16 protein-coding genes and 2 pseudogenes are annotated in these 23,870 nt (G+C 53.4%); 9 read left to right on the forward strand and 9 right to left on the reverse strand.

Features of this window, described 5'->3' with window-relative positions; genetic code table 11:
• The first annotated feature begins 37 nt into the window (after window positions 1-37).
• The 3 genes and pseudogenes from M1D91_RS19480 to M1D91_RS19490 all read left to right on the forward strand — a co-directional run bounded on the left by M1D91_RS19480 (window position 38) and on the right by M1D91_RS19490 (window position 6,164).
• Entirely contained in the window at window positions 38-4,189 is a 4,152-nt protein-coding gene (locus tag M1D91_RS19480; RefSeq protein ID WP_437433573.1) for an RHS element core protein, read from the forward strand.
• Window positions 4,189-4,869 (forward strand): ankyrin repeat domain-containing protein, encoded by a 681-nt coding sequence (locus M1D91_RS19485; RefSeq protein WP_437433574.1) that lies wholly within the window; start codon window positions 4,189-4,191, stop codon window positions 4,867-4,869. Before M1D91_RS19480 ends, M1D91_RS19485 begins: the two co-directional genes overlap by 1 nt.
• A gap of 263 nt (window positions 4,870-5,132) precedes the next feature.
• Window positions 5,133-6,164, forward strand: a pseudogene (locus M1D91_RS19490) (IS630 family transposase).
• Window positions 6,165-6,229: 65 nt separating this feature from the next.
• Here the strand turns inward: M1D91_RS19490 and M1D91_RS19495 are convergent.
• The 3 genes and pseudogenes from M1D91_RS19495 to M1D91_RS19505 form a co-directional block, all read right to left on the reverse strand.
• Window positions 6,230-7,372 carry a Fic family protein gene (locus M1D91_RS19495; protein WP_437433575.1) on the reverse strand — a complete coding sequence of 381 codons (1,143 nt, stop codon included), beginning with the start codon at window positions 7,370-7,372 and terminating at the stop codon, window positions 6,230-6,232.
• A gap of 395 nt (window positions 7,373-7,767) precedes the next feature.
• Window positions 7,768-8,277 (reverse strand): annotated as a pseudogene (locus M1D91_RS19500) (Wadjet anti-phage system protein JetD domain-containing protein); the annotation flags it as partial.
• Window positions 8,243-8,608 carry a hypothetical protein gene (locus M1D91_RS19505; RefSeq protein ID WP_437433576.1) on the reverse strand — a complete coding sequence of 122 codons (366 nt, stop codon included), beginning with the start codon at window positions 8,606-8,608 and terminating at the stop codon, window positions 8,243-8,245. The gene M1D91_RS19505 and the pseudogene M1D91_RS19500, both read right to left, overlap by 35 nt.
• Window positions 8,609-9,146: 538 nt before the next feature.
• On the opposite strand from M1D91_RS19505, the gene M1D91_RS19510 reads away from it, so the two are divergent.
• A complete protein-coding gene (locus tag M1D91_RS19510; protein WP_437433577.1) occupies window positions 9,147-11,336 on the forward strand; it encodes a TonB-dependent siderophore receptor in 2,190 nt (729 codons plus the stop codon).
• Window positions 11,337-12,232: 896 nt separating this feature from the next.
• Here M1D91_RS19510 and M1D91_RS19515 read toward each other — a convergent pair.
• A complete protein-coding gene (locus M1D91_RS19515; protein ID WP_437433578.1) occupies window positions 12,233-12,817 on the reverse strand; it encodes an NAD(P)H-dependent oxidoreductase in 585 nt (194 codons plus the stop codon).
• 114 nt (window positions 12,818-12,931) lie between these two features.
• Between M1D91_RS19515 and M1D91_RS19520 the strand changes: the two genes are divergently transcribed.
• Window positions 12,932-13,525 (forward strand): TetR/AcrR family transcriptional regulator, encoded by a 594-nt coding sequence (locus M1D91_RS19520; RefSeq protein ID WP_437433579.1) that lies wholly within the window; start codon window positions 12,932-12,934, stop codon window positions 13,523-13,525.
• Between the two features lie 207 nt (window positions 13,526-13,732).
• Here M1D91_RS19520 and M1D91_RS19525 read toward each other — a convergent pair whose 3' ends face one another.
• From M1D91_RS19525 to M1D91_RS19545, 5 genes are all read right to left on the reverse strand, one after another.
• Window positions 13,733-14,767, reverse strand: coding sequence for a substrate-binding domain-containing protein (locus M1D91_RS19525; RefSeq protein ID WP_437433580.1), 1,035 nt, complete (start codon window positions 14,765-14,767; stop codon window positions 13,733-13,735).
• Window positions 14,768-14,796: 29 nt separating this feature from the next.
• Window positions 14,797-16,206: a sucrose-6-phosphate hydrolase gene (locus tag M1D91_RS19530; protein ID WP_437433581.1), complete on the reverse strand. Its 1,410-nt coding sequence runs from the start codon at window positions 16,204-16,206 to the stop codon at window positions 14,797-14,799.
• Window positions 16,206-17,576 (reverse strand): sucrose-specific PTS transporter subunit IIBC, encoded by a 1,371-nt coding sequence (locus M1D91_RS19535; protein WP_437433582.1) that lies wholly within the window; start codon window positions 17,574-17,576, stop codon window positions 16,206-16,208. Before M1D91_RS19535 ends, M1D91_RS19530 begins: the two co-directional genes overlap by 1 nt.
• Before the next feature lie 67 nt (window positions 17,577-17,643).
• Window positions 17,644-19,161, reverse strand: a complete 1,518-nt coding sequence (locus tag M1D91_RS19540; RefSeq protein WP_437433583.1) for a carbohydrate porin — start codon at window positions 19,159-19,161, stop codon at window positions 17,644-17,646.
• A gap of 147 nt (window positions 19,162-19,308) precedes the next feature.
• Complete coding sequence (locus M1D91_RS19545) at window positions 19,309-20,235, reverse strand: aminoimidazole riboside kinase (protein WP_437433584.1); 927 nt, start codon at window positions 20,233-20,235, stop codon at window positions 19,309-19,311.
• A 259-nt stretch (window positions 20,236-20,494) separates the two neighbouring features.
• Here M1D91_RS19545 and M1D91_RS19550 point away from each other — a divergent pair, with 259 nt between their 5' ends.
• From M1D91_RS19550 to fucR, 4 genes are all read left to right on the forward strand, one after another.
• A complete protein-coding gene (locus M1D91_RS19550) occupies window positions 20,495-21,049 on the forward strand; it encodes a DsbA family protein (protein WP_437433585.1) in 555 nt (184 codons plus the stop codon).
• 89 nt (window positions 21,050-21,138) lie between these two features.
• Window positions 21,139-22,005 carry a glutathione-dependent disulfide-bond oxidoreductase gene (gene yghU / locus M1D91_RS19555; protein ID WP_437433586.1) on the forward strand — a complete coding sequence of 289 codons (867 nt, stop codon included), beginning with the start codon at window positions 21,139-21,141 and terminating at the stop codon, window positions 22,003-22,005.
• A 130-nt stretch (window positions 22,006-22,135) separates the two neighbouring features.
• Window positions 22,136-23,122 (forward strand): diguanylate cyclase domain-containing protein, encoded by a 987-nt coding sequence (locus M1D91_RS19560; protein ID WP_437433587.1) that lies wholly within the window; start codon window positions 22,136-22,138, stop codon window positions 23,120-23,122.
• Complete coding sequence (fucR, locus tag M1D91_RS19565; protein ID WP_437433588.1) at window positions 23,119-23,841, forward strand: L-fucose operon activator; 723 nt, start codon at window positions 23,119-23,121, stop codon at window positions 23,839-23,841. Before M1D91_RS19560 ends, fucR begins: the two co-directional genes overlap by 4 nt.
• Window positions 23,842-23,870 lie beyond the last annotated feature (29 nt).

Genomic DNA, 23,870 nt, shown 5'->3' on the forward strand with positions numbered 1-23,870 from the left:
GTTAAAGGAAAATAAAAATTTATAAAAGGACGGGAATATGAGCGGAAAACCGGCGGCGCGTCAGGGCGACGGCACCTTGAAGGGTGGCCCGATAATCCAGGGGTCGGCGGGTGTAATGATTGGCGCGCCCACCGGTGTCGCCTGTTCAGTATGCCCCGGTGGCATGACCTCCGGCAACCCGGTCAACCCATTGCTGGGGGCGAAAGTGCAGCCCGGCGAAACGGATTTTGCCCTGCCCGGCCCGATGCCGTTTGTGCTCTCTCGTTCTTACAGCAGTTACCGGACGAAAACGCCTGCGCCGGTGGGTATCTTTGGCCCCGGCTGGAAAGCGCCTTTTGATATCCGCTTACAGATTCGTGAAGATGAACTGATACTCAATGACAATGGCGGGCGCAGCATTCACTTTGACCCGTTGCTTCCCGGTGAAACGGCGTTCAGCCGCAGCGAATCGTTCTGGCTGGCGCGGGGCGGCGTTCCGGCGCTGCATGAAAGTAATCCGCTGCATACTCTCTGGCAGTCACTGCCCGAATCGCTCCGCGCCAGTCCACATATTTACTTCGCCACCAACAGCGTACAGGGGCCGTGGTGGATACTCGGCTGGTCTGAGCGCGTTCCTGAACCTGATGAAGCACTGCCCGCCCCGCTACCGCCGTACCGGGTGCTGACCGGGATTGTCGACAGATTCGGACACGCGCTGGCATTTCACCGGGATGTGTCAGGCGATTTTGCCGGAGATATCAACGGGGTGACAGATGGCGCAGGTCGCCGCTTCCGGCTGGTGCTGACCACCCAGGCACAGCGGGCAGAGCAGGTCCGCAAACAGGCCGCATCCGCAAAACAGCCCCCGGTGCCGGAGGTGCTGCCTGCCACGGAGTACGGCGCAGATGACGGTGTTCGCCTGGCAGAAGTGTGGCTTACCCGTGACCCGGCATACCCGGATAATTTGCCTGCTGCACCGCTGGCGCGTTATACCTACTCCCCGCGTGGCGAACTGGTGGCGGTATACGACCGCAGCAATACCGTGGTGCGTGATTTTGTTTATGACGCAAAACATCCGGGGCGAATGGTGGCGCACCACCACACCGGGCGTCCGCAGACTACATATCACTATGATGCCACAGGTCGGGTGACAGCGCAGCACAACCCGGCAGGCTTAAGCTACACCTATGCATACAAAAAAAACAGTATCACCATCACCGACAGTCTGAACCGCCGTGAAGTGCTGCACACTGAAGGTGACGGTGGACTGAAGCGGGTGGTGAAGCTGGAGCGCGCAGACGGCAGTGTCACGCAAAGCGAATATGACCCCGCAGGCAGGCTTATTGCGCAGACAGATGCGGCGGGCCGTAAAACGGAATATCGCCTGAGTCCCGGCTCCGGCCTGCTGAAAGAAATTATCACACCGGACGGCAGGCGCACCGAACTTTACCACAACAGCCAGCGCCAGCTGACCAGCACGCTGTACCCGGACGGGCTGAAAACCCGGCAGGAATACGATGACCTGGGCAGACTGATTGCCGAAACGACGCGCAACGGCGGTACAACCCGTTACTTTTATGCTGACTCGCGCAGTGAACATCCCTGCGCTACCGAAGACGCCACTGGCAGCAAAAAACAGATGGTGTGGAGCCGCTACGGGCAGTTGCTGACCTTCACCGACTGCTCTGGCTATGAAACCCGTTATGAATACGACCGTTTCGGGCAACTGACAGCCACACACCAGGAGGAAGGTATCAGCCTGTACCGCGCTTATGATAACCGTGGCAGGCTGGTCGGCCAGCGGAATACCGCAGAGCAGGAAACCCGTTACGAATACAATGTGGCGGGCGACCTGGCGGCAGTCATTTTTCCTGACGGTAGCCGCAGCGAAACCACCCACGATAACCGGGGCAACGCTATCAGCACCACGCAAGGCGGCCTGACGCGCCGGATGGAATACGACGCCGCAGGCCGGGTGACGCAACTCACCAGTGAAAACGGCAGCCATACGGCATTCACTTACGATGTGCTGGACAGGCTGACGCAGGAAACCGGTTTTGACGGCAGGGTGAAGCGTTACCGTTACAGCGCGACCGGACAGCTTGTGCGCAGCGAGGATGAAAGCCTTGTCACGGCGTGGCATTACGATGAATCTGACCGGCTGACATACAGAACCGTGAACGACGAACCGGCAGAACAGTGGTTCTACAACGAACGTGGCTGGCTGACAGACATCAGCCACCTCAGTGACGGACGGCGCGTCGCCGTGCATTACGGTCATGATAACCGGGGCCGCCTCATCAGCGAGCGCCAGACGGTACATCACCCGGAAACCGGTGAACTGCTGTGGCAGCATGAAACAAAGCAGGACTACAGCGATAAGGGACTGGCGACCATCACCACACCCGACCAACTGTCGCCGGTGGAATGGCTCACCTACGGCTCCGGCTATATTGCCGGAATGAAGCTCGGTGACGAACCGCTGGTTGATTTCATCCGCGACCGCCTGCACCGTGAAACGCTGCTCAGCTTTGGTCAGTATGAAAGAACCACAGCATACGCTGTCGCCGGGCAACCAGAGAGTTACCACTTTAACAAACCGCAGCTTAACCGCGACTATACCTGGAACGAAGCCGGGCAGCTTATCCGAATCAACGGCCCGCATGAACAGCGCGATTATCAGTACAGCGACGCCGGACGGCTGGTCAGCACGCACATCAAATCTCCACACCATGAGCTTACGCAGTGGGCACTCACCGACCCGGCGGGCAACCGGATAGCAGAGCGGGATAAATACCCGATGCTGTCGGAGGTCTGGCGCGACAACCGCATCGCCCTGGACACAGACTACTTTTACCACCACGACCAACACGGCAGGCTGACGGAAAAGGATGAGCGACGTGTCAGGAATGGCGGCAGCTATACGCATCACTACAGCTATGATGGCCAGCACCGACTCACGCATTACCGCCTGATGCAGCAGGGAGACACCCTGACGGAGAGTCGCTATGCCTATGATCCGCTGGGCCGCCGTATTGGTAAACGGGTATGGAAAAGCCGGACGGAGCATGACTCAAACGGGGACAGTTATCTGTGGCTGGATCCCGAGCCGGAAGTGACCTGGTACGGCTGGGATGGCGACCGCCTGACCACCACGCAGACGGGCACTACCCGCATCCAGACGGTGTACCAGCCAGGGAGCTTTACACCGTTAATCCGCATTGAAACGGCAACACCAGAGCTGAGCAGAACCGTCCGTCGCACGCTGGCGGAGAAACTGCAGCAGGACGCGGGGATGGCGTTTGCGCCGGAGCTGGTGGCAATGCTGGATAATCTGGAGCAGGAACTGAAAACAAATCAGATAAGCGAACAAAATCAGCAATGGCTGGCGATGTGCGGGCTGACCGTGGAGCAGATGAAAAATCAGGTGGAGCCGGAGTACACGCCGCAGCGGACAATCCACCTGTACCACTGCGACCACCGGGGACTGCCACTGGCGCTGATTAATACGGACGGCAATATCGCGTGGAGCGCAGAGTATGACGAGTGGGGAAATATGCTGCGTGAGGATAATCCGCATCATCTGCAACAGCTTATCCGGCTGCCAGGACAACAGTGGGATAAAGAGACGGGGCTGTACTATAATCGTCACCGGTATCTCGAGCCGTTGCAGGGGAGGTATATTACTCAGGATCCGATTGGATGGCGTGGAGAATGGAATCAATATATATATCCATTAAATCCAATTGAAAAAATTGATTCACTTGGTCTGGATATACAAAACGCATTAGGGCCATTTGTAAATTCCCCGGGTATTCAATCTGAATTAACAAAATCAATGGCAGAATATTTTGAAGCCGCAAAACCAGTATCGATGCGTCCTGATGGTAATCCTTGGGGTTATGGCTGTGGTGATAAAGATTCAGACTGGTATGTTCCTGATAGTTTATTTGGTGCTGACTTTATGCCAGCCTGTAGAACCCATGATATATGTTATGGTACGTTAGAAAGTAATAAAGCATATTGCGACACCCAATTAGGAAAAAATATAGTTTTAGCATGTAATAAAAGTTTGAAAGACATTCCCGGCCTTGAGGATACATTATCTAATTGTTATGCTGCTGCTGGTATCTATCAACTCGCAGTGGAACAACTTGGTGGCGATGCATATCTTGCTGCACAAGAAGATGCAAAAATGAGAGGGAAGTAATGATAATTTTAAATAAAGTGAGATTATTACTATTTTTTTTATTACCAGCAATCATATGTTCGTGTGATTCATATGAATATAAAAGAAATTTTTCTTTGAGTTCTGTAGCCAGTTTTCCATCAACGATACGTGAATTAAAAAACAGATGGTTTTTTTGTGAAAAATGCCTAAACAGTACGCAATGTAATTTAAATGATGTTAAGCAATGCAAAACAATTACGTTACCAGACAGGAATGAGGCCTTAAGTTTAGCTGTAGGAAGAGCCAACACTGAAGCAGTCCATTTTTTGGTCAGCACCACTAAAGCAGACGTCAATAGTGCCATTGGAGAATATAAGGAAACACCATTAATCGTTGCCGCATACTATGGAACAGAAAAACACAGAGAAATAGCAAACTTTTTGATCTCACATGGCGCAGATATTAATGCAACTGCACACGCCCCTACAGATACTGCATTAGTTACTGCTCTCTGGAAAAATAATATTGAATTCTCAATATTTCTACTCAAAAACGGGGCTGATCCCACAGTGACAGCATCAGGGAAAAAAGATGGCTATATTTGCTTGTATGCGATAGAAAAAAAGCAAGCTGAAATTATCCCATACATCCCCGACTGTTGTTCAACAGTCAAACAGGATTCACATTGGCTTCGTGAAGCTGGATATTTATGCCCATGACATAATATCGTCTACTTATAGGGAGATATAAACATCTGTCGATATTTCTCTCAACTAAAATAAGCTTCCAGATAAACAACTCTCATGATCTGACTATTAGGATAAGGACAGCAGCATGAATATCAAAAATACTTTATCTAATATACCGAATATGCATTCCTAAATAGCTGCGCGGAATAGTAGATCACTTTGAGGGAACTCAGCCCGGATTGTGCGATCTGATCAATCGCCAAATCAAAACAAATCACCAACCGGACTGAGCGATGCCGATCATAGCACCAATTCCCCGTGACGAACGACGCCTGATGCAGAAAGCAATCCATAAAACGCACGATAAAAATTATGCCCGCAGGCTGACGGCCATGCTGATGCTGCATCGGGGCGACCGCGTCAGCGATGTTGCAAGAACTCTCTGCTGCGCCCGTTCCTCCGTCGGACGCTGGATTAACTGGTTCACGCTGTCGGGTGTTGAAGGGCTGAAATAATTACCTGCCGGACGAACCCGTCGCTGGCCGTTTGAGCATATCTGCACGTTATTACGTGAGCTGGTAAAACATGCTCCCGGCGATTTTGGCTACCAGCGTTCACGCTGGAGTACAGAACTGCTGGCAATAAAAATCAACGAGATAACCGGATGCCAGTTACATGCAGGAACTGTACGTCGCTGGTTGCCTTCAGCGGGACTTGTGTGGCGCAGGGCTGCGCCAACCCTGCGTATCCGTGACCCGCATAAAGATGAAAAGATGGCGGCAATCCATAAAGCCCTGGACGAATACAGCGCAGAGCATCCGGTCTTTTATGAAGATGAAGTGGATATCCATCTTAATCCCAAAATTGGTGCGGACTGGCAGCTACGCGGACAGCAAAAACGTGTGGTCACGCCGGGACAGAATGAAAAATATTATCTGGCTGGCGCGCTGCATAGCGGAACAGGTAAAGTCAGTTATGTGGGTGGAAACAGTAAAAGTTCAGCATTATTTATCAGTCTGTTAAAGCATCTGAAAGCGACATACCGACGGGCAAAAACGATAACGCTCATCGTGGACAACTATATTATCCACAAAAGCCGGGAAACACCGCGCTGGCTGAAGCAGAATCCGAAGTTCAGGTTGATTTATCAGCCAGTGTACTCGCCATGGGTAAATCATGTTGAACAGCTATGGCAGGCGCTTCATGACACGATAACACGCAATCATCAGTGCCGTTCAATGTGGCAACTACTGAAAAAGGTTCATCATTTTATGGAAACCGTCAGCCCATTCCCAGGAGGCAAACATGGGCTGGCAAAAGTGTAGCGGTATTAGGCGCAGCTATTTAGTCTGCTCTTAAACTTAAATTGTCAGTCAATGATATTTTGACATCACAAATCAGGAATAAACCCTTCTTCCCGAAGAACCTTAATCACCCCACGAATCAGATACGAATTAGAAAACTTCGCCGTATAGGTACGCGCCCCTTCTTCTACTGGCTGGAGCAGTCCCCGCTCAATCAGCTTACCAAGCTGATAAGTCACCTGCGTCGGCTTCAGGTCCGGTAAAACAGCGCGTAGGTCGCCCGCTTTTATCGTTCCTAACTCAACAGAACGTTTCAGAACCTTCGATTCCAGCGGATTTATCAGCCCCCTCTCCGACGAAAAATCGATAGCCGGATACAGAATTTTTTCGCTCAGGAAAGCGTGATTTGTCAGTTGATCGACTTTCTTCAGCTCAGAGGAGATCCCTGAAAGCACATATAAACACCATTCTTCCAGCCCCTGCTCTGTTCCCTTATCGGCTAACGAAAGCATGGCGTAATAGCGTTCACGATCGTTACAGAATACCGCTGTCGGATTGAGAACCCGACCACCTGCCTGAACATTAAAACCATACTTTATAAGCAACGCGTAGGTCAGCAATCTGACGGTTCTGCCATTACCGTTGCCAAAAGGATGTATCCAGCCAAAGCGATGATGTACCAGAGCAATCTTCATCAGATCGTACTTTGGCTTATCGGCACGGTTAATAAAGGCGGTCAGTTCCGCCATATAATCAGGAACGCGGATGTGGTCCGGCGGTAAATGGTCAGACTGAGCAATGCTGACGTTATGTTGCCGATATGCACCGGGCGTTCTGTCGCCTTCCTGTTGCAGCCCGGCGACCGCCAGACTATGCAACTCGCGGATAAAATATTCCGTTATGTCATCGCCATTGCTCAGATATTCATCGATGAACTCCATCGCGGCTTCAATGTTGTTAATTTCTTTGAGCTGGTCCGTCGAACTTTGTGTTCCTTCCACTTTGCTTTCAACATAGTCAGCAAGTGTAGTGTGGTTTCCTTCAATCCTTGCAGAGCCAAGGCTCTCCAGCATGTGGAAAACGGCCTTCATCTGCGCAAAAAGGATGGGATGAACGTCGGTTTCCAGCCGCAGATGCCGGAGGATCTCTAGTTCCGTCAGCGCGTCGACCAAAGGGGAGTCAAAGCTGGGGTTCAGAAGCGAGAGTTCAAAGTGATTAAATTGAGCCATAATGTTTAGTTATCTCAACTGGTGCATGACGATATCTCAAAAGTATAGCAAAAATACTAATAGAATCTATCAATTAGAAAATACACCAATTTTAATTATCTCAAAAATCATTGTTCAAACATATCAAATGTATGTTTGGAAGATATTCAACACAAAGGGGGATGGGGTTTTTTCTGCATCATGCATTATGGAATCGTTATGTGTGGAGTTCTGACCGTGATATGTGGACCTCAGACCGTTATGTGTGGAGTTCCATCCACTATATGTGGACCTCAGACCGTTATGTGTGGACCTGACTCCACACATAACGAAACCATTATCCATTTCTGCACCGATTTTTGCGACAACCATGAGAAAATACCGCGTAAACTGCCCCCGCAGCCAGCATGATCTCCTTAGTTCTCTTTTCCCCACCTGACCAGCGCCTCTTCAACTAGCCCCGCAGGCAAAAATTCCTGCTCCAGACGACCACGCGGTAAGCAGGTTAAGTAGCGATAAAAATCGATCTCTTCATTAAGCAAGCCATCAGGTATTGCTTGCTGCGCTTTTACCGGTTCAGGAACGGCGCTATAGCTGGCATATTGCTCAAACAATTCACGGTTCATGAGCAGAACATCAAGCGTCGGACGACAGCGCCTGGCTCTCGCCAGCATCAGTAGCCCCCAGCTATCCATGTCCCCCCAATAGGCAACGTGTTTTTCATCCAGAACTGAGCTGGATAACCATTGCACGTCAAGGCCACACCCTAAAATCGCGATAGTGTTAGATAACGCTGGGAGCTGGTGCAGACACTGTTCATTTTCAATCACCAGAATCCGCGACGCGGGCAATGTCGTTTCCGCCAGTTCCGCCGTCGTCACCCGGCATTTTTTAAAAGGGAGCAATCCTGGCGACTTCAATACCCAACGGATTAGTTTTGACGTTAACGCAGTTTGGTTTAATTTCACCAGTACCCGCAGCAGGGGTAAGATCAACAAGTTGTCTTGCTGTCATGAAACCATAAGGTTTACCCGGACTGATTTCCTCCTTCACCTCCACAACACCAGCATAATATATTTCTTTCACCCCAAATTCGTATTTTCTACCCGATTCTGCAAAAGGTGGGAGAAGTGTACTCAAAATACTATTTGAATAAACGCTCTCCTCCCCGTTATATTTTGCAAGTTGCTGGAAGAAAAAAATTTCTTTTTGCTTCGAGGATTTATTAGTTACTACAATTTTAATTTCAGTAGGCATAAGTCATCTTTCCATATGAAAAATATCGACTAACAATGCTCTATTTACATGAGGAGAAGTTTCTACTGGGTAAATGAAACATTCCATAAGCAAGTTAAAAATGCTTTTTTAATAATTAACTTGCCTGCTTATTAATATGGGCGTGAAGCTCGCTTAATTTTGTGAAGATAGTCACATAAACCAACCATAGATCGATTTTAACGATCAATAACAAGTTAACAATAGGATTTATGAATCAATATTCAACATACATATCTTTAGATATATAAAATATCCAAATAGCGGATTAAGCGTTACTCGAACACTTCTGTATCAGCCTAAGAGTTAGCGATCGGTGACAGAAAATCAGAGATACCCTGCCCATCCAAAAACCACATAAAAATCATGGTATTGCATTAACATTTTTTAACATTAACTATTTACATGGTAACGATAATTCATATCATCTTGATAATTACTATCACCTGCGAAGGTGATGTTGGCGTAATGCGGGGCATCCATGCCGCCGAAACCTCGATAAATCAGGACGATCCTAATAATGAAATCCCGTTGCTCCTGGGCATTAAGCCCTTGTTTACTAATGATGCTCGCTGCAAATGCATCGGCTGAAGAACAAAAAGAAGAGACCCTGGTGGTGGCCGCCAGCCGTGCGAATCACAGCGTTGCTGATATGGCGCAGACCACCTGGGTTATTGAACAGGCTGAAATTGAACAGCAGGTTCAGGGCGGGAAAGAGTTCAAAGAGGTGCTGGCTCAGCTGATTCCCGGAATGGACGTCAGCAGTCAGGGGCGTACCAACTACGGCATGAACATGCGCGGGCGTTCGATGATGGTGATGGTTGACGGCGTGCGCTTAAACTCCTCACGCAGCGACAGCCGTCAGTTGGACGCCATCGATCCGTTTAACATTGCCCGCGTCGAAGTCATCTCCGGTGCCACTTCCCTCTACGGCGGGGGGAGTACCGGCGGCTTAATCAATATCGTTACCAAAAAAGGTCAGCCGGAAACCGAAGCGGAGTTTCAGACCGGCCTCAAAACCGGCTTCAACAGCCATAACGATAATGATGAAAACGTGGCGGCGGCGGTCAGCGGCGGAAACGATAACGCGTCGGGCCGTCTGTCGGTGGCGTATCAGCGCTTCGGCGGCTGGTATGACGGCAAAGGCAACGAGGTCAACATCGATAATACCCAGACCGGTCTGCAATATTCTGACCGTCTGGACGTGATGGGCACCGGCACGCTGAACATTGACGATCGTCAGCAACTGCAGCTCACCACCCAGTATTACAAAAGCGAATCCGACGGTAAGCATGGCCTGTACCTTGGCGAGAACTTCTCGGCGGTGACCGGTTCCGGCAACGCGTACAACAAGAACAATCTCGACGCTGACCGCATCCCCGGCACCGAGCGCCACCTGATCAACCTGCAATATTCCAACACCGATTTCTGGGGCCAGGATCTCGTCGCACAGATTTATTATCGTGATGAGAGCCTGACGTTTTACCCCTTCCCGACCCTGGCCGGCGGCCGGGTGACCAGCATTGGCGCGTCGCAGCAAAAAACCGACTTCTATGGCGGCAAACTTACTGTTAACAGCAAACCGCTGGAGGATTTGACCCTGACGTGGGGTGTCGATGCCGAACACGAAGAATTCGATGCCAACCAGCAATTTTTCGACCTCAACAAAGCGGCGGCCAGTGGCGGCATGAAGCTCGACAACGCCTGGAACGTTGACCGCTATCCGGGCTACAGCATCACAAACCTCGCCCCCTTCCTGCAGAGCAGTTACGACATCTCCGCCGTCACTTTGAGCGCTGGGGTGCGCTACCAGTACACGGAAAATAAGGTCGATGACTTCATTGGTTATAGTCAGCAGCAGGCCATCGCCACGGGTAAGGCGACATCCGCAGACGCCGTGCCGGGCGGAAAAACGGACTACAACAACCTGCTGTTTAATGCCGGGATTCTGGGCCATCTGACCGAGCGTCAGCAGCTGTGGTTTAACTTCTCACAAGGGTTTGAGATCCCGGATCTGGCGAAATATTACGGATCTGGTACCTATCAGCTGCAAAATGGCCACTATCGTCTGGTCAACAGCGTAAACGTCAATGACTCGAAACTCGACGGCATCAAAGTCGATGCCTACGAACTGGGCTGGCGTTTCACCGGCGATAATCTGCGCACGCAGATTGCTGGCTATTACTCGCTTTCTGACAAGACCATCAACATCAACAAGACCGACATGACCATCAATATTGAAGATGATAAGCGCCGCATCTATGGTGTTGAAGGTCAAGTGGATTACTTCTTTACCGACAGCGAGTGGAGTACCGGTGCGAACTTTAACGCCATCAGGTCGCAAACCCGCGTCGACGGGAAATGGGAAAAGCTGACGGTAGACAGCGCCAGCCCATCAAAAATGAGCGCCTGGGTAACCTGGGCTCCGGGCGACTGGACGCTGCGCCTGCAAAGCACGCAGACGTTTGACCTCTCTGACGAAGCCGGTAAGCACATTGACGGCTATAACACTGTCGATCTGTTAGGCAGCTACCTGCTGCCGGTGGGCAAGCTGAGCTTCAGTGTGGAAAACCTGCTGGATGAAGATTACACCACCGCCTGGGGACAGCGCGCACCGGGCCTCTACAGCCCCACCTACGGTGCTGAGAACCTCTATACCTACAAAGGTCGTGGCCGTACCTTTGGCCTGAATTACTCGGTATTGTTCTGATAATCCGTGCCGCCTGCAATGTGGGCGGCAGTTTTTTACTCTGAACAGCGTCACTCCCCCGGCCGTACGCAGCCAGCGCGGGGCTTTCATTCCCGCCGCAAAGAACATCACCAGGTCATACAGCAAGCCTCGTATCTCTTTCTTAACATCTGCGAGATGCCCTTCCCTGCGAACACGTTGGTCAGCGCCTGGCAGTAGCGGCAAAGCCCGGTGCGTTCAGGTTCGAAACGGGGGCGCTTTCAGGGCGAACATCGGCCGTCAGGCTGGCAACAAGATGAGCAGGAATGGGCTCCAGCAAGATGGGTCCGGGCAGGTTCAGGCAGGAACGGAGCCTGCTATAAAGCGCTTTTTCAACCTGGAGATCGTCGTTATCTATCAGGGCTTCGGCGATGGGTTGTATTAAAAGATCCCGACGTTCAGTTATGGGACACGCTGTTTGATGCAGTTGGTCAGTTTATGAAGTAGAAATCACCCGGATCAATTATTCATCCTTAGGTGCCATGAAAAATGTTACGCCGATAACCAACGGTAAGTGACCACATGCAGAGATCATTTTTTATCCTCCCATAGATCTGACGCCATCATGATTTTACACAACGCTGCATTGGGCGCAGGTGGCCTATTCAGACGATCGATACATGCCTGATACTTAACTGGATCATCTACGAAAATTCGCTGTTCAAATAGTACACTTTCGGCGGGGCTGCCATCGATAGGCTGATTCTCATCAGTAGAGACGAACAAATCCAGCAGGTCGTGAATGTTCGGGTTATTTTTTGATAAAGGCATAACCAATCGCTTTCTCAGGTGGGGAAAATTCATTATGCACACTGCAGAAACCTGATGTTATTACTGGACCTTCGACTAACCCGCCTTCCGGCGGGTCATCACTTCCCTCAGCCAAACACCCTCTCCCCCAGCGTCCGTCCTTTGTCCAGATACCCCTCCCCGCTTCCCAGTTCCGGCAGCAACAAAAGTTCAGAGGCTTTGACCTGGGCGCCGCAGTAATCAAAAATGCCGTGAGCGATCTGCGCATTAAAGGCGGCTGTATAACCGTGGCGGTCGTAAGCGCCCTGGCTGGCGGCCCCGAGGCCGATAATGTGTACGGGCAGGTGGCCGAGCTTTTTGACTACCTCACCTTCGGCGGTCTCTTCATATGCCCAACCGTGGGTAAACACGCGGTCAATCCAGCCTTTGAGCAGTGCAGGCATTGACCACCAGTAGACCGGGAACACCAGCACCAGCGCATCGGCCTTATCAATTCGCGCCTGCTCTGCCACAATCTCTGCAGGCAATGAACCGGAAAGTTTAAATGCCGCGAAGTCCTGGGCGGTAAAGGTGGGGTTAAAACCTTCGGCGGTCAGATCAACAATATCGGCGGTGTGCTGCGCACTGGCGGTGATCCCTTTCGCCACGGCCGCAGCCACGTGATGGGTTAACGCGTCTTTGTCAGGATGAGAAACAACGATTAAAGCATGCATAAGGCGACTCCTGGTTGCGGGATGGCGTAAGCAAACGTACTCTATATACCAAAGGTAAGTTATGCTCATTAAGTTACCTTTGGTATATAAACATGTCAATGGAGAATCTGTTTGATGACAAATCCGCCCACCCGCCAGCGTTTATCGCGCGAAGATCGCTATGCTCAACTGGTCGATGTGGCCTGGCAGATTGTGCGTGAAGAGGGCACTGAAGCGCTGACGCTGGGACATCTGGCCGAGCGTGCCGGGATCACCAAGCCAGTGGTTTATGACCATTTCACCAGCCGCTCTGGTCTGTTCGCCGCACTTTATCGGGAATACGATCTTCGCTCGACGGCACGCATGGACGAACAGATAAGCCGCACGGAACCTGCGCTGGATAAGCTGGCCGCGGTGATCGCCGACGCTTACATTGAGTGTGTGCTGCTCTCAGGGCGCGAAATGCCCGCGGTCATTGCCGCGCTCAGCGGCACGCCGGAGCTTGAGCAAATGCGTCAGGAGTACGCCACGACCTTCACTGAAAAATGCCGGACGTTGTTCAACCCTTTCTGCACGGGTAAAACGCTACAAACCCCCGCCCTGTGGGCGATGCTCGGGGCTGCGGAAGGGTTAGCCTGGGCGGTAGTGATAGGCAAAATCAGCGCGCAACAGGCGAAGGACGAGCTGGTGGAGAGCATCATTTGCATGGTGCGCGGCGGCGCTGAATAAACCAAAATGGCCGGTTGCCCGGCCATTCACATTTTTTGTCATCGATAACGTTAAGGAGCGCTCCGTTACCCCCTTCGGTGATGACGTAAAGGCGAAACAGAAGCCTGCCTGTTTTAAACGAGCCTCATGTTTAAAAGCAGGGAATCTCAGGTGAGGAGTACCCACATTGGCGTCACTGCATCTGGACTGTGGGCACTGATAATCAGATTAAGGAATGCGATCGGCTTGTTTCAGTTGCGCGTTACGCAGGCGCAGGGTCGCGGGCAAAATACGTTGCTGTTCGGCCGGCTCATTACCCTCAATCAGGCCGGTGATAAGGTCGAAACAGTCATACGCCAGGCGCGGAATGTTCTGCTCAACGGTATCAATACTCAGCGACAGCGAGTCATAAAGATAGTGGTCATCAAAGCTGGCAATGTGGATATCGCTTTCCAGCAGATGGTGCTGGCTCATATAACGCAGTACCCCTTCCAGCAGTCCGCATGCCGCAGTAAACAGGGCTTTTGGCGGGCGTCCCAGCTTCGCGCAGAGGGCGGCAAACATTTCGTAGCCGCTGCTCGGATGATAATTGCCATGAATAATCCACTCAGGGCGCAGCGTCACACCTGCTCTTTCCAGACCTTGCATGAAGCCCGTCAGGCGATCTTTGGTGGGTGACAGTCGCGGTTGCCCGCCCAGGAAGTAGATTTCGTCAGGATGAGCGCGGGCCAGTCGTTCTACCAGGTCGGCGGTTGGCGTCACCGCGTCGGTGATGACCAGCGGCAAAGGCGTGCTGTTCATATAGCGGTCGAACAGCACAACCGGAAGTTGCTCGCTGAGCTTCAGGTAATCGGCATCGTTGAGCATACTGGAGGCGACAATCAGCCCATCCACCTGGCGGGAGACCAGATTGTTAACCACGACAGATTCCTGACTGGCGTTTTCATCGGTACAGGAGATAAGAAGCTGTAACCCCGCCTCACGGCACAGGTTCTCCAGCTCATGAGAAAAGGCAGCAAACCCGTGGTTGATGATTTCAGGCACCACCAGCCCCAGCGTATGGCTGCGATCCTCGCGCAGCAGCCGGGCATGAATACTCGGCTGATAATGGTGCTGCTGAGCAAGCGAAAGCACACGCTGACGGGTTTCCTGCGCCACGCGTAACTCTTTACCTCGTCCATTGAGCACCAGGCTGGCGGTGGCTTTTGAGACACCCGCCAGCGCGGCGATATCAGTGATGGTAACGCGTTTTGTTTTTCTCACGACAATGCATCGGTTAATGAAACAAGCCGTTATTCTACCATGCAAGGGCGTAACGACCAGTATTGCGCCCGCACTTCTCCACGTCCTTCAAAGGTTAATTGTGCAGGATGTGACGGAAAATAACGGCTGCTCATGACACCCGCACCGTCATTGATGAAGATCTCAACGCTTGAGTGGTCACAGAGGATCTGAAGTTTGTACGCCTCCCCCTGCCAGAACCGCGAGAGCCACTCGCCGTTCTCCAGACTCCGGCGGTCAAGTCGCAGCTGGTTTTTATGCCAGTGCAAGAGCAACGTATCGCCGAAGTTCAGCGTCAGCTCGCCTTCACTTTCCACAACCACTTCCAGACGTTGTGCGTCGATGCTGGGTGCATTATCCGCCGGACCTGCAAAATGGTGTTCCGCTTCGCGCAGCGCCTGCAGCTCCCGCACCGGCTGTTGATACAGCCTGCCGTCGCGGGAGGAGAGTTCGCGCACGCAGGTCATTTGATGGATCCAGCCCTGTGCGACCGTAGGCTGGCGCATCTCTTCGCCATCCGGCACACCCATCCAGCCCACCAGCAGACGTCGACCGTCGGCGCTTTGGGTGGTTTGCGGTGCGTAAAACTCAAACCCGGCGTCGAGTTCATGCAGCTCGCCGTGTGCAAATGTCGCCTGCTCAGGGGAAAAGGTCCCGCTGAGGTACGCACTCGGATGGGTATTGAGGAAACGGAACTCTTCGCGGGCCACCCCTTGCGGGCAGCATATCAGGAAGGTGTCCGCCCCCAGGGTGAACAGGTCCGGGCACTCCCACATGTACCCTGCGTCTCCTAGCCCCCCGAGGCCGCTACCCGCCAGTTCACCGAGCAGCTGCCACTGGTGCAAATCGTCTGAACGCAGCAGCAGTACCTTGCCCTGTCGCGCCAGATCCTGAGCGCCCAGCACCATATACCACTGATTTTCATGGCGCCAGAGTTTCGGATCTCTGACATGCCCGGTGTAGCCTTCCGGCAACGCTATCACCGGCCCGAGCTTATCAAAGCCCCCTTCGGCGTTCTGCACCGCCAGGCACTGCCACGCCGTGCGCCCGCCGTCAGCGAATTTGACGTTGCCGGTGTAGCACAGCGTCAGTTCGCCCTGATTGTCGACCGCGCTGCCGGAGTAACAGCCGCTGCGGTCATACTCGTCAACCGGCATCAGGGCTAACGGCTCATGCTGCCAGTGCAGCAAATCCGCCGAACTCCAGTGGCCCCAGCACTTGTGGTTATGCTGACAGCCGAGCGGATTCCACTGATAGAACAGATGAAACCGCCCCTGGAAATGGATAAAGCCGTTAGGGTCATTCAACAGCCCGGTCACCGGAGCCAGATGCCAGGCCGGATAGTGGCTGTCACGCAGCGCTTTCGGTTGCCCTTTCAGCACTGACAGTAAAATCTCCGGCAACAGGGTGGATGCAGTCATTATTCCGAGTCCGTTTTGTATTTAAGCAGATAAGAGATAACAAAGGCGACGCTGAAGGCAATCACCATCCCTATAGCATAATTCAGCAGCGAACTGGCCTGCACAATCGCCATTCCCGGAATGCCGGTCAGGCCAACAGCAGTCATGTAGACATGGACGGAAACCACCCAGGCCCCACCCACTGCACCGCCGATCAGCGCCGCAATAAAGGGTTTCACAAACCGCAGGTTGATACCAAAAATGGCCGCTTCGGTAATGCCGAGCACTGCGGAAAACGCCGAGGGCAGCGTGATGGCTTTAATTTTCGCATCTTTGGTTTTGAACCACACCGCCAGACAGGCCCCGCCCTGCGCGACGTTAGCCATCGCCCAGATGGGCAGCAGGAAATTCACGCCAATAGAGGGATTGCCCAGCAATCCGGCTTCAATAGCATGGAAACTGTGGTGCACACCGGTGATAACAATCACCGAGTAAAGCCCGCCGAACAGTAACCCGGCCAGCCAGCCCGCATGCGTAATAAGAGTACTCAGCACAAAGGAGATACCGTCACCCAGCGCACGACCCGCCGGGCCGATGACCAGCATTGCAACGAAACCGGTAATAATGACCGTCAAAAATGGCGTCAGAATCAGATCCAGCGCATCCGGGATCATCCGGCGAAGCTGCTTTTCGATGATGCTCATAAACCAGACGGCAAGCAGCACCGGGAAGACGGTGCCCTGATAGCCGATCATCGCCACGTCGATACCAAAAAAGTTCATGGTATGGAAGCCGGCGGCCACGCCCCAGGCGTTGGTCAGCGCCGGGTGGGTCAGAATGCCGCCCAGCGTCGCGCCCAGATAAGGGTTACCACCAAATTCCCGCGCGGCGGTAAAGCCAATCAGGATAGGCAGAATGATGAATGCCGCCGAGCTGAACATGTCCAGCATGATGTAGAGCGCATTTTCCGGGTTCACCCAACCGTAGGTTTTCACCATCCCGAGCAGCCCCATCAGCAAACCCGAGGCCACAATGGCCGGGATGATGGGGACGAAAATATTGGACAACAAACGGGCCACGCGCTGGAACGGATTCAGTTTACGGGCAGCGATGGCGGCAGCTTCTGATTTGCTCGTTTCACCAATACCGGCTTCCTTGATGAACGCGGCGTAGACTTTGTTCACCACGCCAGTGCCAAAAATCACCTGTAGCTGACCGGCGTTACGAAAGCAGCCTTTCACTCCATCAATTTTGCCGATTGCGGTGGTGTCCGCTTTGGCATCTTCCGCCAGCACCAGACGCAGTCGCGTGGCGCAGTGCGCAGCACTGACGATATTGTCCTTGCCGCCCAGCAGCGGTAAGAGCGACCGGGAAATCTGTTCGAAATCCATATAAACCTCTGTTTTTGAAAATTTATAATAATTAGCGCGTCAAAAGCCCCTTACCGGGGCTTGATTATCAGAACCAGGTTTCCATCTGCACGCCGAAGGTCCACTCGCCGCCAGACTTAAAGCCGCTGCTGCCGAGCGCATCATCGCTGGCGTAGTGGTCGAGCTTATGATCCCAGTCCATCCAGGAGGCAAAGAGACGCAGTTCCGGGCGTTTCAGGAACTCGCCCACGTCTCCCGCTTTCAGCGTTGGCGCCACGGTCAGTTTGTAGAAGCTGCCGTTCACCGCGTTACGGCTGTTGTAGCCCTCAGGCTTGAGATCCATGTACTGATAGCTGCCTTCGTACTGCATCTCGAAGTTTTGCGTCAGCTCCTGAATCAGGCGCATGTTAAAGGTCGCCCACTCGTAGCTGTCACCTTTGACGTAGCGATCTTTGCTGCTCTGGGCCAGCACCGCCGGCGCAATGTGCCAGCCTCCCCCCAGCGGCGTCATGCCGTAGGTCGCCAGACGCCAGGTGTCCGCCTGCGGTAACAGTGCGCCATCAGAGCCTACGGCTTTCACTTCAGCGCCGAGGCCATGACCATACAGCAGCGCCGTTTTCGACGACCCCTCACCCAGGCCGTAGAAGCTCTCGTTATGCAGCCCTAACAGGGCATGAACACCGGTGTTCGCCGCATCGCTTTTTACTTTATTGCCGTCATTGTCGAGACGATCATCGTTATCTTTCGCCCGCATACCGCTGACCATCATCTGCACCGGGCCAACGTAGTTATTCAGCGTCAGAATGTAGTTCTGGGCGTTGTTTTCACTGTTCTCGATGTCGCCAAAGGTGCGTCCATAGAGAGAGAAGTTGCTGCGCGCGTTGTCGCTCCACTTCATGTCATAGATACCGGCCCCGGTCCCGGCGAGAAACACCACGTCCGAGTCTATCCAGTGGATATCGAAGTTATCGCGGTCAAAACGCTTACCGGCCCAGACCGTGGAATCCTTAAATGCGCCGGTGAACGTCGGCAGATGGCCCAGTTCGGTAAACGCCTGACGCAGATTGAGATCGCTGCTGGAGGCCGTCCAGTCGTTATAGCTGCGCTGCCCGTCGGCCAGCATCACCTTAAAGCGGGTAGTGGCGCCACTGGCGAGCGTCTGTTTATGCTCAAGATTCAACTCGACATAGGTGTCCGGCTCGTTACCCAGACGCCCGACATGCCCGCCGGTTTGCCCCGCTGGCGTCATTGAAGGTCCCCCCTGGGTTTTGGCCGCCGAGTCACTCATCAGCAGGCCTGAACGGGCATAGCCGTGAAACTCGAACCCACCCTCCCCGGTGGATCTCTGCTCCAGCTGGGTGGTGCGCTGCGCAACCTCTGCCGTGGTGGTTTGCGTTTTCTGCTGCTCTGCCGCCAGGTTTTTAGCCTGTAGCTCCGCAGCTTCGGCTCTTTTCTCGGCGTGAGTGGCTCGTTGTTCCGCTGCCTGCAGACGTTGCTCCAGCGCCGCAAGACGCGCTTCGATACTGTTCATGCCCGGATCTGCCGCCAGCGCAGACCCCGATCCCATTAACAAACCAAGCGTGATAGCGAGCGTACTTTTTTTCATTATTTTTGCGTCCCTATGAAAGAGGTAAAGGTGCTGAACTTTTGCTAAACCGGTTTAGGCGCGAATCATAATCCTGGATAATTTCATCGTGCAAACAAATTAGCTAAACCGGTTTAGTGAATGTGAGGAGGGTCGCAAATCCTGACGTCAGCCCTGAGGAGATAACAGCGCGTCCAGGCGGGGTAGCGCCGTCATCGCCCCTTTCGCCGTGGTTGCCAGCGCTCCGCAGCGCTGCGCATTTTTCAGGTAAGCCGCCAGTTGTGGTTCACTCTGCGGCAGGCCTCCCTGCGCCAGCCCCCATAACAGCCCGGCGACAAAGGCATCTCCGGCCCCCGTCGTATCGACGCTTTTCACCGGGGTGCCGGGGTAGTGAAAAATGTCGCCCTGAAAGAGTGCCAGCACCCCGGCTTTTCCCTGGGTGACCAGCAGAAGCTTGATAGCAAAACGCGCTGCCAGTGTTTTCATACCACCGGGTAAATCGGAGGAGGCCGTCATAAAAGCCAGCTCCTCTTCAGAGAGCTTGACCACGTCCGCCTGTTCAAGCGCGAGATCCAGACTGCGGTGCAGTACCTGCGGATCCGGCCAGAGATCGGTTCGAATATTAGGGTCAAAACTGACGAATCCGCCGGCCTCCCGCATACGCTGCATGGCGAGCAGCGTGGTGGAGCGTGAAGGTTCGGAAGAGAGGGCAATAGAACAGCTATGCAGCCACTCTCCCTGCTGAAAGAGCGGCAAATCATCGGCCTGCAAGAAAAGATCGGCACTCGGGCGCACCATGAACGTAAAGGAACGCTCCCCGTGATCGTCAAGGTCGACGACCACAGTTGAGGTGCGTCGGGCCTCGTCAAAGGTCATATAGTTGGTATTCACTCTCTCCTCGCGCAGCGTGGCGTGCATGAACTGGCCGAAGGGGTCCTGCCCCACCCTGCCAATAAAGCCACTGTTGCCCCCCAGTCTTGCAATGCCAACGGCCACATTGGCCGGAGCCCCACCCGCACACTGTTTTAAACGATCCTCGCCTTCCGGCAAGAGATCCACAACGGCGTCACCCAGACACCAGACTTGAGCTGACATAATGTTCTCCCAATAGAATGTATGGCTAAAATTTAATTAAACCGGTTTAGCAAAGCAATCAATTATCCTGATTCAGAAGGATTACGTGCGTTTCCTCACTGTGTCCTGCGTGCGATGAATTGGCTTTTTGGGCGGTTAAGGGGCAGAAAAAAGCCAGATACAGTAATTCCAGTGCCTCACGAAAACACATCCTGATATTCTCTTTTGTCATTGAAACTCTCACCGTTGCACAACATTGCGTTAACTATCAGGAGTGAACATGAGCCAACCGTTACATGCCGAGCCGCTGATCTGGGGTCACGGCCCACGCACTTTCGAGGTTTTTCTGGAGCCGACCTGCCCCTTCTCCGTACGCGCATTTAACAAGCTGGATGCGCTGTTAAAAGAAGTGGGTGAAGACAAGGTGACGGTAAAAATTCGCCTGCAATCGCAGCCCTGGCATCTCTTCTCCGGGGTGATTGTGCGCTGTATTCTTGCTGCCTCCACCCTGGCCAATGGGCGCGAAGCCGCACACAACGTGATGCAGGCCGTCGCTGACCATCGGGAAGAGTTTGAGTTTACTGACCACTGCAGTGGCCCGAACATGGATACCACGCCGCAGCAGATTATCGAGCGAATCGAAAACTACAGCGGCGTCAAGCTGGGTGAAGCCTTCGCCCGCCCGGAACTGCAGGCCGAAATCAAATGGCACTGCAAATACGCCCGCCAGAATGGCATTCACGTCTCGCCCACTTTTATGGTCAATGGCCTGGTACAGGCGGACCTCGGCAGCGGCGACGATATCAGCACCTGGGCGGCACGCATTCTGGCGTGATACTCAGCGTTAACCCCGGGTGGGGGCAAATGCACCCCGCCTGGCGACTGCTACACTGCTTCAACACCTTAACGAAAAGGCAGGTCAACATGTCAGACAACAACTATCAGCCTCCGAAAGTCTGGACGTGGGATAAGTCCGGCGGCGGCGCATTCGCTAACATTAACCGCCCGATTTCCGGCGCAACACACGATAAAGCGCTCCCCGTTGGTAAGCACCCGCTACAGCTCTACTCGCTTGGCACGCCGAACGGGCAGAAGGTCACTATTCTGCTGGAGGAGCTACTGGCGAAGGGCGTTACCGAAGCGGAGTACGACGCCTGGCTGATTCGCATTGGCGAAGGCGATCAGTTCTCCAGCGGCTTCGTGGACGTGAACCCAAACTCAAAAATCCCGGCCCTGCGTGACCACTCCACCACCCCGCCGACCCGCGTGTTTGAATCCGGCAATATCCTGCTGTACCTCGCAGAGAAATTTGGTCACTTCCTGCCAAAAGATCTCGCCGGGCGCACCGAAACCCTGAACTGGCTGTTCTGGTTACAGGGCTCTGCTCCCTTCCTCGGCGGCGGCTTTGGTCACTTTTACCATTACGCGCCGGTGAAGCTGGAGTACGCCATTAACCGCTTCACCATGGAAGCCAAGCGTCAACTGGATGTGCTCGATAAGCAACTGGCAGAGCATCGCTATGTGGCCGGCGATGAGTACACCATTGCCGATATGGCTATCTGGCCGTGGTATGGCAACGTGGTACTGGGCAATGTTTATGATGCCGATACCTTCCTTGAAGCCGGTAGCTACACCCATGTGCTGCGCTGGGCGAAAGAGGTGGCAGCCCGCCCGGCAGTCATTCGTGGACGTATGGTCAACCGCACCTTCGGCGAACCGGGCGAACAGCTGCATGAGCGTCACGATGCCAGCGATTTTGACACCCAAACCGAAGATAAACGCAACGGCTAACCCTTCTCTCCCGGGCACCCTTCTGCCCGGGATCTCCCTTTTTTCCTCACCTGACTGTTTTTCTCACATCATATTTACATCCCTGAAATAACTGGTAAGAATGCCTTTTATTTATTCATAAACACGGCAAATGTCTGAAAGCGCGCTAAAACAGCAGATCCTCAATCTGAAAAAGCATAACGCACGCCTGGTGCGGATAGCGCGTGACGCCCGGAGCAAGCTCAGTGCTGCGCTGGACGGCACCGGGCTGTGTTTGTGGCAACTTGATATCCCAAGCGGAAAGTTGATTATTTTCAACCGCCGCTGGGGCTCGATGCTGGGCTACCAGCCGAAAGAGCTCAGCGCCCGCTTTGAGGTCTGGCGGGAGCACCTTCATCCGGAGGATCGGGGGTGGGTGCTGGACGCGTTTTATGGTCATCTCGATGGAAAAACCCCGTTTTATGAGGCGCTGCACCGCATGCAGCATAAAAACGGCACTGTCACCTGGGTGCTGGATCGCGGACGGGTTAGTCAATGGGATGAAAACGGTAGGCCGCTTACGGTCACCGGCACCCATATCGATATGACTAAAGAAAAACAGTACGAAGAGCAGCTCGCGGTGCTGGCAAATCATGACCCGTTAACGGGTCTTGCTAATCGCCATGCGTTGGTCAAACATTTTGATGAACTAAAGCAGGCCGGGCCGCTTTGCATCGCCTTTATCGATCTTGATGATTTTAAAGTGGTAAACGATACCCTTGGGCACCGCAGCGGCGACGAGTTGCTTATCCAGCTCAGTCTGCGTCTGCGTGAAGCCTGCCCGGAGGGCACGGTGGTCGGCCGCCTGGGCGGTGATGAATTTGTGCTGCTTCTTCCCTTTGCTGCCGGTAGCCTTGCGATACAACGCGCCGCACATCACTGCCTTCAGGCTGCTCTGATGCCCTTTGAACTGGACAATGGCGATGCCAGCGTAGGGGCCTCAGTCGGGATCGATGAGGTGCACCCAACGGATGATTTTGTGAATGCCCTCAAACGCGCCGATATGGCGATGTACCACATTAAGCACTCGGGTAAGAATGGCGCGGCGGTGGGGAAAACGGTGCTCTCTCTCCCCCCGGTTGAGAGGGTTGTGCAATGAAGATCACCCGCCAGCAGGCCCTTTTGCAGCTTCTGAACGATCATGAAACCTTAACGACCACGGCCCTGGCCGGACAGCTCGGGGTGAGCCTTGAGACGATACGACGGGATCTGAAAACCCTGCAAACCGAGGGAAAAATCATCCGGCGACACGGTCGTGCCAGGCGTCTGCACAATGCACAAAACGACAGTGGTGAGCCGTTCTATAACCGCCTGAAAAGCCATTATGCTGATAAGGCCGACATTGCCCGTCACGCCCTGAACTGGATAGTACCTGGCATGACCCTGGCGCTGGATGCCAGTTCGACCTGTTTTCACCTCGCCAAACAGTTACCAGATATCCCGCTTACGGTGTTTACCAACAGCGTGCCGGTTTGCCAGGAGATGGCGCGCCGCGAAAACATCCATTTGATCTGTTCCGGCGGTGAACTGGATCGCCGATCCCGCTGCTACGTTAACGCCGTACTGCCCACTATGCTCAAATCGCTGGAGACGGACCTGTTTATCTTCTCCTGCGAAGGCGTTGACGCTAACGGGGAGATGTGGGATTCAACCCACAGCAACGCCCGCTTTAAAACGCTGTTGTTAAAAAGGGCGCACCAGTCGCTGCTGTTGATTGATAAAAGCAAGTTTTATCGTGCCGGGGAAGCCAGAATTGGCAATCTGTCGCTGGTTACGCAAATGGTGACAGACGCGAAGCCTGATGCCGCTTCGCGCTGATGTTATAAGGACATGACCAGACGTTACAG

This window comes from Enterobacter sp. SA197 (genome assembly GCF_054131575.1).

Bases quoted from the DNA above. Each gene is read 5' to 3' on its own strand.
- M1D91_RS19540 (WP_437433583.1), bottom strand. From the start codon at position 19,161: ATGAAAAAAAGTACGCTCGCTATCACGCTTGGTTTGTTAATGGGATCG.
- M1D91_RS19515 (WP_437433578.1), bottom strand. From the start codon at position 12,817: ATGCATGCTTTAATCGTTGTTTCTCATCCTGACAAAGACGCGTTAACC.
- M1D91_RS19530 (WP_437433581.1), bottom strand. From the start codon at position 16,206: ATGACTGCATCCACCCTGTTGCCGGAGATTTTACTGTCAGTGCTGAAA.
- M1D91_RS19545 (WP_437433584.1), bottom strand. From the start codon at position 20,235: ATGTCAGCTCAAGTCTGGTGTCTGGGTGACGCCGTTGTGGATCTCTTG.
- M1D91_RS19535 (WP_437433582.1), bottom strand. From the start codon at position 17,576: ATGGATTTCGAACAGATTTCCCGGTCGCTCTTACCGCTGCTGGGCGGC.
- M1D91_RS19520 (WP_437433579.1), top strand. From the start codon at position 12,932: ATGACAAATCCGCCCACCCGCCAGCGTTTATCGCGCGAAGATCGCTAT.
- M1D91_RS19495 (WP_437433575.1), bottom strand. From the start codon at position 7,372: ATGGCTCAATTTAATCACTTTGAACTCTCGCTTCTGAACCCCAGCTTT.
- M1D91_RS19505 (WP_437433576.1), bottom strand. From the start codon at position 8,608: ATGCCTACTGAAATTAAAATTGTAGTAACTAATAAATCCTCGAAGCAA.
- yghU (WP_437433586.1), top strand. From the start codon at position 21,139: ATGTCAGACAACAACTATCAGCCTCCGAAAGTCTGGACGTGGGATAAG.
- M1D91_RS19550 (WP_437433585.1), top strand. From the start codon at position 20,495: ATGAGCCAACCGTTACATGCCGAGCCGCTGATCTGGGGTCACGGCCCA.
- fucR (WP_437433588.1), top strand. From the start codon at position 23,119: ATGAAGATCACCCGCCAGCAGGCCCTTTTGCAGCTTCTGAACGATCAT.
- M1D91_RS19485 (WP_437433574.1), top strand. From the start codon at position 4,189: ATGATAATTTTAAATAAAGTGAGATTATTACTATTTTTTTTATTACCA.
- M1D91_RS19510 (WP_437433577.1), top strand. From the start codon at position 9,147: ATGAAATCCCGTTGCTCCTGGGCATTAAGCCCTTGTTTACTAATGATG.
- M1D91_RS19480 (WP_437433573.1), top strand. From the start codon at position 38: ATGAGCGGAAAACCGGCGGCGCGTCAGGGCGACGGCACCTTGAAGGGT.
- M1D91_RS19560 (WP_437433587.1), top strand. From the start codon at position 22,136: ATGTCTGAAAGCGCGCTAAAACAGCAGATCCTCAATCTGAAAAAGCAT.